At 73.8% G+C, this 9,507-nt stretch carries 7 protein-coding genes; 3 read left to right on the top strand and 4 right to left on the bottom strand.

Annotated elements, in window-relative coordinates; genetic code table 11:
- Positions 1–204 precede the first annotated feature (204 nt).
- Complete coding sequence (locus LWC33_RS18345; RefSeq protein ID WP_233305622.1) at positions 205–1,929, bottom strand: class I adenylate-forming enzyme family protein; 1,725 nt, start codon at positions 1,927–1,929, stop codon at positions 205–207.
- A gap of 98 nt (positions 1,930–2,027) precedes the next feature.
- On the opposite strand from LWC33_RS18345, the gene LWC33_RS18340 reads away from it, so the two are divergent.
- Positions 2,028–3,119: an AbrB family transcriptional regulator gene (locus LWC33_RS18340; RefSeq protein WP_233305621.1), complete on the top strand. Its 1,092-nt coding sequence runs from the start codon at positions 2,028–2,030 to the stop codon at positions 3,117–3,119.
- A gap of 1 nt (position 3,120) precedes the next feature.
- On the opposite strand, the gene LWC33_RS18335 is transcribed toward LWC33_RS18340, so the two are convergent.
- Positions 3,121–4,485, bottom strand: a complete 1,365-nt coding sequence (locus LWC33_RS18335) for an MFS transporter (RefSeq protein ID WP_233305620.1) — start codon at positions 4,483–4,485, stop codon at positions 3,121–3,123.
- A gap of 82 nt (positions 4,486–4,567) precedes the next feature.
- Positions 4,568–5,449, bottom strand: a complete 882-nt coding sequence (locus tag LWC33_RS18330; protein WP_233305619.1) for an ABC transporter substrate-binding protein — start codon at positions 5,447–5,449, stop codon at positions 4,568–4,570.
- 76 nt (positions 5,450–5,525) lie between these two features.
- Here LWC33_RS18330 and pgm point away from each other — a divergent pair, with 76 nt between their 5' ends.
- Both pgm and ppgK read left to right on the top strand, forming a co-directional pair.
- Positions 5,526–7,253 carry a phosphoglucomutase (alpha-D-glucose-1,6-bisphosphate-dependent) gene (pgm, locus tag LWC33_RS18325; protein ID WP_233305618.1) on the top strand — a complete coding sequence of 576 codons (1,728 nt, stop codon included), beginning with the start codon at positions 5,526–5,528 and terminating at the stop codon, positions 7,251–7,253.
- On the top strand, positions 7,250–8,017 hold the full coding sequence (gene ppgK / locus LWC33_RS18320; protein ID WP_233305617.1) for a polyphosphate--glucose phosphotransferase: 768 nt from the start codon (positions 7,250–7,252) through the stop codon (positions 8,015–8,017). The genes pgm and ppgK overlap by 4 nt, the downstream gene beginning before the upstream one ends.
- Here the strand turns inward: ppgK and LWC33_RS18315 are convergent.
- The gene (locus tag LWC33_RS18315) at positions 8,014–9,489 is read right to left on the bottom strand and encodes a mannitol dehydrogenase family protein (RefSeq protein ID WP_233305616.1); all 1,476 of its coding nucleotides are present in this window, start codon (positions 9,487–9,489) and stop codon (positions 8,014–8,016) included. The two genes, ppgK and LWC33_RS18315, sit on opposite strands and share 4 nt — an antisense overlap.
- Positions 9,490–9,507 lie beyond the last annotated feature (18 nt).

Here is a 9,507-nt window from a genome sequence, read left to right as displayed (position 1 = left end):
CTGGGGGACTGAGGTCGGGCTGATGCCCGACGTCCCGAGGCCGGGGACGGCGGTCCGCCGAGCCATGATCATCGACCGTGGAGGCAGACGGTCGGAAATCGACCCCCTCGGTCCACGATCCGTGATCACGGCTCGGGCGCCGGCAGCCGAACGTTCCCCGAGGGAGCGTCCGGCGCCGAGACCGCGGCAGAAGGATCCGCCGGACTAGCCCGAGCGGTCCCGCAGCTCCCGCTTGAGCAGCTTGCCGGTGGCGGTGCGGGGCAGCGGTTCGGTCCACCAGAACACGTGGGCCGGTGCGGCGAAGCCCGCCACCCGGGCGGTCACGTGGGCGCGGAGGGCCTCCGCGGCGGCGTCGTCGTGCGGGGACCCGGGGGTCGTGCGGACGGCGGCGGCCACCTCCTCCCCCAGGGTCGGGTGCGGCACCCCGAAGATCGCGACCTCGTCGACCCACGGCACCTCGTGCAGGGCCGCCTCGACCTGCGCGCTGTAGACGTTCTCGCCGCCGCGCAGCACGACGTCCTTGAGCCGGTCGACGACGTACACCCAGCCCGCGCGCACGAACCCGAGGTCGCCGGTGCGGAACCAGCCGTCGACGAACGCCGCCGCGGTCGCCTCGGGGTTGCGCCAGTACCCGCCCACGATGTTCGGCCCGCGGAACCACAGCTCGCCGATCTCGCCCTCCGGCACCTCGGCGAGCGTCTCCGGGTGGACGATCCGCACGTCGGCGCCGGGCGCCGGCCGGCCGACGCTGTCCGGGTGCGCCACGTAGTCCGCCCCGATGTTGGCGCAGACGGCCGAGGTCGTCTCGGTGAGCCCGTACCCGTTGGCGGACAACGGGCCGAGCTCGGTGGCGATGCGCTGGACCAGCTCGCCGGGGATCGGCGCCCCGCCCATCCCGATGCGCGACACCGAGGACAGCTCGTCCGGGTGCGCGATGGCGATCTCGGCGAGCTCGCGCATCGTGGTGGGGACGCCGGCCCCGCCGGTCAGCCGCTCCTCGCGCACCAGGCGCCGCGCCTCCTCGCGGTCCCAGCGGTACATCGTCGCGATCTTGCCGCCGATGATCACCTGCCCGTACAGGCCGTTGAGCCCGGCGATGTGGAAGAGCGGGTAGGTCAGCAGGGTCCCGGTCTGCGGCGGCGCGGGTCGGCCCGACCTCGGCGACGCCGGCGACGCGGCCGCGTTGGCCCGTGCGGTGAGCAGCACGTTCAGCGCGTTGGTGACGTGGTTGCGGTGGGTGTGGACCGCGCCCTTGGGTCGCCCGGTGGTGCCCGAGGTGTAGAGGATCGTGGACGGGTCGTCGGGCCGGACCGTCACCGGCGGCGGGCCGGCGTCCCGGTCCAGCGAGGCCACCAGGTCCGCCCACTCGCGCCCCGGGAACGGGCCCTCGCCGCGCACCCGCACGAGCGGCACGTCGCTCCCGATCCCGCCGTGCCCGGCCAGCAGAGCCGCCCGCTCGCCGTCGGCGACGACGATCCGGGCGCCGGCGTCGCCGACCGCCCACACCAGCTCCGGGCCGGTCCACCAGGCGTTGAGCGGCACGGCGACGAGCCCGGCGAGCTGCGCCGCCCAGAACACGACGCCCCACTCGGGGTAGTTGCGCATGGCGATGGCCACGCGGTCGCCGGGCTCGAGGCCGTACTCGCCGAGCAGGGCCGCCGCCAGGCCGTGCACCAGGCGCAGATGGGTGGCGTAGTCGAGGTGCTCGTCGGCGTAGACCCAGTAGGGGCGGTCGCCGAAGGCGGCGGTGTCCGCGATCATCTCGGCGAGCGTGTGCGGGCCGCGCACGTAGACACGCATCGGGACGCCGCCGACGTCCTCCTCCCGGAGGGCGTACTCCGCGCCGGGTGCGGTCATCCGGGAGAGCTCCCGCCCGAGCGGGGTGTCGTCCGCGGGGATGCCCGGTTCCACCGTCTGCTCGACCGGCACTGCCTGGTCCTCACTGTCCGTGGCATGCATCGGAGATCACTCTGCCACTCGCCTCCCCGGTCGCGCGACGGCTCGTTTCGCCGTGACAGGGTCGGGGGGTGACGGAGGAGCGGACCGGGGTCGCCCGCTGGGCCCGGACCTTCCCGTGGGGCCGGTGGGCATTGCTGGTCGCCCTCACGGTCGTCCTGACGGTGGTGCTGCAGGCCGTCGGCGTCCCCTCCCCCGCCCTCTTCGCCGGCCTCGCCGTGGCCACCGTCCTCGCGTTGATCGGGATCGGGCCGGCCCGCATGGCCCGCCCCGCCACGTCGGCGGCGCAGGCGGTGATCGCCGTGGTCATCGGCGTCCTGGCCCGCCCGGACACGCTCTCCGCGGTGGCCGCCGGCTGGCTGCCGGTCCTGCTGGTCAGCCTCGGGACGCTGGTGGTGAGCATGGCCGCCGGCCTGCTGCTGGGCGTCCAGCGCGGGATCTCGCCGCTGACCGGGACGCTCGCGCTGACCGCGGGCGGCGCCTCGGGCCTGGTGGCGATCACCCGCGAGCTGGGCGGCGACGAGCGGGTCGTGTCGGTGATCCAGTACCTGCGGGTGGGGATGGTCACGGCGAGCATGCCGATCGTGGCGGCGGCGGTGTTCGGGGCCGGGCACGTCGGGGTCGGGAGCGGCACGGGCTCCACCTCCGGTCCCTGGTACCTCGGGGTGGCGCTGGTCGCGGTGTGCGCACTCGTCGGGGTCCCGATCGCGAACCGGCTGCACGTGCCCGCGGGCGCCCTGCTGGGCCCGATGGTGATCGCGCTGGCGCTCAGCCTCTCCGGGCTGACGTTCGCCGCCTCGCCGCCCGCGCTGCTCGTCGACGTCGCCTACGCCGTGATCGGCTGGCAGGCCGGGATGCGGTTCACCCGGCCCGCGCTGCGGACGGTGCTGCGGGTGCTCCCGTTGGCCACGGTGCTGATCCTCGTGATCGTCGCGGCCTGCGCGGGGCTCGGGCTCGTCCTGTCCGCCACGACGGGTGCGACCCCGCTCGACGGGTACCTGGCCACCACGCCCGGCGGCATCTACGCCGTGCTGGCGACGGCGATCTCGTCCGGCGGCGACGTGACGTTCGTGGTGGCCGTACAGGTCCTGCGGGTGATCCTCATGCTCCTCGTCGCCCCGTTCCTCGCCCGGCTCGCGGGCCGGCACTGGAGCGGCTCCTAGGCTAGGTGAGCTCCGCCAGGCTGCGGCCCGTCGTGCGCGGCCCGAGCACGGCGACGTCGACGGCCACGATCACCATCGCGATCGCGATCGCGACGAACACGGCCGTCGGGCCCGCCGAGTTCAGCAGCGGGACCAGCACGAACGGCATCACGGCGGTGGCCAGACGGGACAGCGAGTAGGCACTGCCGGCGCCGGTGGCGCGCAGCGTCGTCGGGTAGAGCTCGCCCGAGTACACGTGGAAGCCGTTGGAGAACAGGTTGCTGACCACGGTGTAGGCGAACCCGAGCACCACGATCAGCACCGGGTTCCCGGCGTACCCGAAGCCGAGCCCGAGGACCAGCATCGCGAGCGCGGCGCCGACGATCAGCGTCTTGCGCTGCACCCGCTCCATCAGCGGGATCGACAGCGCCGAGCCGATCGGGTAACCGAGGAAGCTCAGCGCGGTGAAGGTCAGCCCCTGGACGATGTCGTAGCCCTTCGCCGCCAACACCAGCGGGACGAGCGTGCCGAAGCCGTAGTAGCCGAAGGTCTGGAACAGCTGGAAGATCCACAGCATCGCCGTGCGGCGCCGCCAGGGCCTGCGGAACAGCGTCCGGATCGGCTCGCGCTTCGCCGCGGCCGCCTCCGGTGCGGGCTCCGGCTCGTCGAGCGTGCCGTGCTCGGCGCGAGCCGCGTCCTCGAAGGTACGGACGGCGGCGTCGGCCTCCTCGTTGCGACCGACCGACGCGAGCCAGCGCGGCGACTCGGGCAGCCCGCGGCGCATCAGCCAGCACAGCAGCGCGCCGAGCCCGCCGATCACGAACATCCACCGCCAGCCCTCGAGCCCGAGGAAGCTGTGCGGGGCGATCACCCGGGCCAGCAGGCCCGCGATCGGGACGCCGCAGAACCCGACGGTGTACGCCCAGGCGATCATCCGGCCCCGGACGCGCGCGGGCAGCAGGTCGGAGAGATAGGCGTCGCAGAGCGGCAGCTCGGCGCCGATCCCGATGCCCGCGAGGAACCGGCACACGATCAGCATCTCCACGTTCGGGCTGAAGGCGCCCAGCACCGAGAACAGCGAGTAGATGCCGAGGGTGAGGAAGAAGGCCCGCCGGCGGCCCACGCGGTCGGCCAGCCGGGTCAACGTGATCGCGCCGACGAACGCGCCCACGAACACCGAGGCGAGCACCAGCTTCTGCGCGGTGCCGGTGACGCCGAACTCCTTGCCCAGGACGGTGGCGAGCGTGCCCGCGAGGAACACCTCGTAGAGATCGAAGAAGATCCCGATCCCGACCGCCACCAGCACGAACCGGTGCCGCCGGGTCACCGGCAGCCGGTCGAGCCGGGCGTGGATCGCCGCCACGGATGTGCCCGCCGAGGTCGTCATCGACCCTCACCTCCCCCGGCATGGTCGGGGCACCCCGGCGGACACGCACGGCGAGCTGTCCGCTTCGCCCGATTCACCGGCGTCAGCGCCGGCTGATGCGGCCCGGCGGCGGCTCGGGCACCACCTCCGGGTGCAACGCCCAGGCCAGCGCCTCCACGCCGTCGACCAGCCCGGGCCCGGCCTGCACCACGTACGCCGCCGAGTCGATCGCGACGAGCGGGACCCCGGGCAGGTGCTCCGCCACCGCCCCGGCCCGGCGCTCGGCCTCGGCCAGCCCGAACCCGCACGGGGCGACGACGGCGACGTCGGGCCGCAGGGCCGCGAGCTCGGCCCACGGCGCGGCCACGCTCCGGCCGCCCGCGATCGCCGCGAGCGGCTCCCCGCCGGCCCGGCGGACGAGATCGGGCACCCAGTGGCCGGCCACGTACGGCGGGTCCGTCCACTCCAGCAGCAGCACCCGCGGGACCGGCCGCCCGGCGACGGCGTCGGCCACGGCCGCGAGCCGCTCCCGCAGGCCCCCGACCAGGCGTTCCCCGGCCTCCGCCGCGTCGGCCGCCCGGCCGACGGCGAGGATCGCCCCGAGCACGTCGTCGAGCGTGTGGGGGTCGACGGACACCACGGCCGCGTCCGTGCCGATGGTCGCCAGCGCCTCCTCGACCGTGCCGGCGGGCAGCGCGCAGACCCGGCAGAGGTCCTGGGTGAGGATCAGGTCCGGGCGGGCCGCGGCGAGCGCGGCCCGGTCGAGCTCGTACAGCGGCAGCCCGGCCGCGGCGCGGTCGGCGACCCAGGCGTCGATCTCCTTCGGCTCCAGCCCCGGCGGGATCGCGGTGTCGACCACCACCGGGACGTCCGCCGGCGCCCCGGGCGGGAGACCGCACTCGAAGGTCCGGGCGACGAGCGCCCCGCCCAACCCCAACGCCCCGACGATCTCCGTGGCCGCGGGCAGCAACGACGCGATCCGCATGCGGCGGAGGGTAACCCCGGCGGCCCCGGCGCAGAGCTCACCGATGCCGTCCGGTGCATCCGGTGCTCGCGTCCGGATGACCGCGCGGCGCGGATGCGGCAGGCTACACGCGGCACCCGCGCCGGAGGAGCACCCGGCGCTGCCCTGCACCCAGCTGTTCGATGCGGAGGACGACATGGCCATCCACCCGCGGGCCGGCACGCCGGCGCGCCCCGAGGACCTCGTCGACGTGCCGGCCCTGCTGGCCGCCTACGCCGACCGGCACCCGGACCCCTCGGTCGCGGAGCAGCGGGTCGCGTTCGGCACCTCCGGGCACCGCGGGTCGGCCTTCTCCGCCACCTTCAACGACGACCACATCGCGGCCACCAGCCAGGCCATCTGCGAGTACCGGGCGCAGCAGGGCACCGACGGGCCGCTGTTCCTCGGCAAGGACACCCACGCCCTGTCCGACCCGGCGTGGGGGACCGCGGTCGAGGTGTTCGCCGCCAACGGGGTGCACGTGCTCGTCGACGCCCGCGACGGCTGGACGCCGACCCCGGCCGTCTCGCACGCGATCCTCACCTACAACGAGGGCCGGGACTCCGGCCTGGCCGACGGCGTCGTGGTCACGCCGTCGCACAACCCGCCGAGCGACGGCGGCTTCAAGTACAACCCCCCGGACGGCGGCCCGGCCGGGACCGCGGCCACCAGCTGGATCGCGAACCGAGCCAACGAGCTGCTCGAGGCGAAGCTCCAGGGTGTCCGCCGGGTGCCGCTCGACCGGGCCGAGCGCGGGACCTACGACTTCCTCGACGCCTACGTGAGCGACCTGGAGTCAGTCGTCGACCTCGACGCGATCCGCAGCGCCGGCGTCGTGCTGGCCGCGGACCCGCTCGGCGGCGCGGCGGTGCACTACTGGGGTGCGATCGCCGACCGCTACAAGCTGGACCTCACGGTGGTGAACCCGGACGTCGACCCGGCCTTCGGCTTCATGACGCTCGACTGGGACGGCAAGATCCGGATGGACTGCTCGTCGCCGTACGCGATGGCGTCCCTGGTCGGCCGCAAGGACGAGTTCACCATCGCGACCGGCAACGACGCCGACTCCGACCGGCACGGCATCGTCACCCGCGACGCGGGCCTGATGAACCCGAACCACTACCTCGCCGTCGCCATCGGCTACCTCTACGCGCACCGCTCCGGCTGGCCCGGCGGCGCCGCCGTCGGCAAGACGGCGGTGAGCTCGTCGATGATCGACCGGGTGGCCGGCGACCTCGGCCGGGAGCTGCTGGAGGTGCCCGTCGGGTTCAAGTGGTTCGTGCCCGGCCTGCGCGACGGGAGCATCGCCTTCGGCGGCGAGGAGAGCGCCGGGGCGTCGTTCCTCAGGACCGACGGCCGCCCGTGGTCGACGGACAAGGACGGCATCATCATGTGCCTGCTGGCCGGCGAGATCACCGCGGTGACCGGGCAGACGCCGTCGCAGCGCTACGCGGAGCTGACCGCCCGGTTCGGCGACCCCGCCTACGCGCGCACCGACGTGGCCTGCTCCCGCGAGGACAAGGCCAAGCTGGGCAAGCTGTCCGCCGACGACGTCGCCGCGACCGAGCTGGCGGGCGAGCCGATCACGGCGCGGCTCACCACCGCGCCCGGCAACGGCGAGCCGCTCGGCGGGCTCAAGGTCGTGACGGAGAACGGGTGGTTCGCCGCCCGCCCCTCCGGCACCGAGGACGTCTACAAGGTCTACGCGGAGAGCTTCCTCGGCCCGGACCACCTGGCACGGATCCAGGAGGAGGCCCAGGAGGTCGTGAGGGGGGCACTGGCATGACCAAGAAGAAGAAGCACCACGACCAGCGGCTCGGGCTGGGGATCGACATCGGTGGGTCCGGGATCAAGGGCGCGCCCGTCGACCTCGACAAGGGCAAGCTCGCCGACGACCGGCTGCGCATCCCGACCCCGCAGCCGTCGACGCCGGAGGCCGTCGCCGAGGTCGTCGGGCAGATCCTCGACCACTTCGAGTGGGACGGGCCCTTCGGCTGCACGTTCCCGGCCGTCGTGCAGCACGGGGTCACGCAGACCGCCGCCAACGTCGACCCGAGCTGGATCGGCTGCAACGCCCAGGACCTGCTGCGTGGCAAGACCGGCCGCAAGGCGCTGCTGGTCAACGACGCCGACGCCGCCGGCGTCGCCGAGGTCGAGTTCGGCGCGGCCAAGGGGCACAAGGGGACCGTGCTCGTGTCCACGCTGGGCACCGGCATCGGCTCGGCGCTGGTGATCGGCGGGCGGCTGGTGCCGAACACCGAGCTGGGCCACATCGAGCTCGACGGGCACGACGCCGAGTCGCGCGCCGCCGACTCGGCGCGCGAACGCGAGGACCTGTCCTGGGAGGACTGGGGCGCGCGGCTGACCCGCTACTTCCAGCACGTCGAGAACCTGCTGTGGCCGGACCTCATCGTGGTCGGGGGCGGCGTGAGCAAGAAGTTCGCGCGCTGGCAGCCCTATGTGGAGACGCGCACCCGGATCGTCCCGGCCGAGCTGCTCAACGAGGCCGGGATCATCGGGGCGGCGCTGCTGGCGGGCGAGGAGCGCTAGCCGCGCTCGACCAGTTTCTCCACCGTGGCGCGGGCGCCGTCGCGGTGCAGGGAGTCCAGCGCCCAGAGGTAGGCCTCGCGGAACCGCGCGTTCTCCGCGAGGTCGCCGAACACGGCGGTGTTGCGGATGAACGCCTCCGGGTCCTCGCGCTGGGTGCGGGCCAGCGGGACCAGGGTGTCGGCCAGCCGGTCCTGGACGTCGATCGGCGAGCCCTTCTCGTCGACGCCCTCGGCGTAGCGCGCCCAGCTGGCCACGACCGCCGTCGCCCGCTCGATCTCGCCGCCGTGCTCCAGCTGGTGGCGGATCACCGGCAGCACCCACAGCGAGATGCGGTCGGAGCTGCCGAAGTTGATCCGCGCCAGGGTGTCGGCCACGCCGGGGTTCGCGAACCGCTCGATCAGCGTGGTCTTGTAGGCGTCGAGGTCCACACCGGGCACCTCGGAGAGCGTCGGCGTGCCCTCGCGGTCCATGTAGGCCCGCAGGAACCGCGCGAACAGCGGGTCGCCGGCGACCTCGTGCACGTAGGTGTAGCCGGAGAGGAAACCGAAGTAGCCCAACGCCTGGTGGCTGGCGTTGAGCAGGCGCAGCTTCATCAGCTCGTAGGGCACGACGTCCTCGACGAGCTGCACGCCGACGTCCTCGAACGGCGGGCGGCCCGAGGAGAAGTGGTCCTCCAGCACCCACTGGGTGAACGGCTCGCAGACGACCGGCCAGCCGTCCGTCAGGCCGAACTCGTCGGCCAGGCGCTTCGTGTCCTCCGCGCTGGTGGCCGGGGTGATCCGGTCGACCATGCAGTTGGGGAAGCCGACGTTCTTCTCGATCCAGGTGGCCAGCTCCGGGTCCTTGAGCCGGGCGAAGGCGCCGAAGGTCCGGGCGGCGTTGTCGCCGTTGCCCTGGATGTTGTCGCAGCTCATGATCGTGAAGGGCGGCAGCCCGCGCTCGCGGCGGCGGACCAGCGCCTCGGTGACCAGCCCGAACACCGTGGTCGGCTCCGCGCCCGGCTGCAGGTCGGCGCGGATCTCCGGGGTGTCCTCGGCGAACTCACCGGTGACCTGGTCGATGTTGTAGCCGCCCTCGGTGATCGTGAGCGAGACGATCCGGGTGCTCTCGGCGGCCATCTTCTCGATCACGGCCTCGGCCGAGTCCGGCGCGAACAGGTACTCGACGATCGAGCCCACCACGCGGGGCGCCAGTGAGCCGTCGGGCTGCTTGACGACGAGCGTGTACAGCCCCTCCTGCTCGGTGAGCACCTCCTGCATGCGGCGGTCCCCCGGCAGCACGCCCACCCCGCAGATGCCCCAGTCGAGCGCCTCGCCCTGGTTCATCAGGGCGTCGACGTACATCGCCTGATGGGCGCGGTGGAACCCGCCGACGCCGAAGTGGACGATCCCCACGGTCACCGCGGAGCGGTCGTAGCCCGGGACCTTCACCCCGTCGATCTCCGGCAACCTGCCCCCGGCCAGAGTCTGCATGCCAGCCCCCTCGTCCGC

The sequence above is a fragment of the Pseudonocardia terrae genome, from assembly GCF_021343995.1.
Classification (GTDB): domain Bacteria; phylum Actinomycetota; class Actinomycetes; order Mycobacteriales; family Pseudonocardiaceae; genus Pseudonocardia; species Pseudonocardia terrae.
This window is presented reverse-complemented; position numbering and strand designations above follow the sequence as displayed.

What these genes read in the sequence shown, in the direction of transcription:
- LWC33_RS18335 (WP_233305620.1), bottom strand. Translation starts at nt 4,485, where the DNA reads ATGACGACCTCGGCGGGCACATCCGTGGCGGCGATCCACGCCCGGCTC.
- LWC33_RS18330 (WP_233305619.1), bottom strand. Translation starts at nt 5,449, where the DNA reads ATGCGGATCGCGTCGTTGCTGCCCGCGGCCACGGAGATCGTCGGGGCG.
- pgm (WP_233305618.1), top strand. Translation starts at nt 5,526, where the DNA reads ATGACCGCGCGGCGCGGATGCGGCAGGCTACACGCGGCACCCGCGCCG.
- ppgK (WP_233305617.1), top strand. Translation starts at nt 7,250, where the DNA reads ATGACCAAGAAGAAGAAGCACCACGACCAGCGGCTCGGGCTGGGGATC.
- LWC33_RS18315 (WP_233305616.1), bottom strand. Translation starts at nt 9,489, where the DNA reads ATGCAGACTCTGGCCGGGGGCAGGTTGCCGGAGATCGACGGGGTGAAG.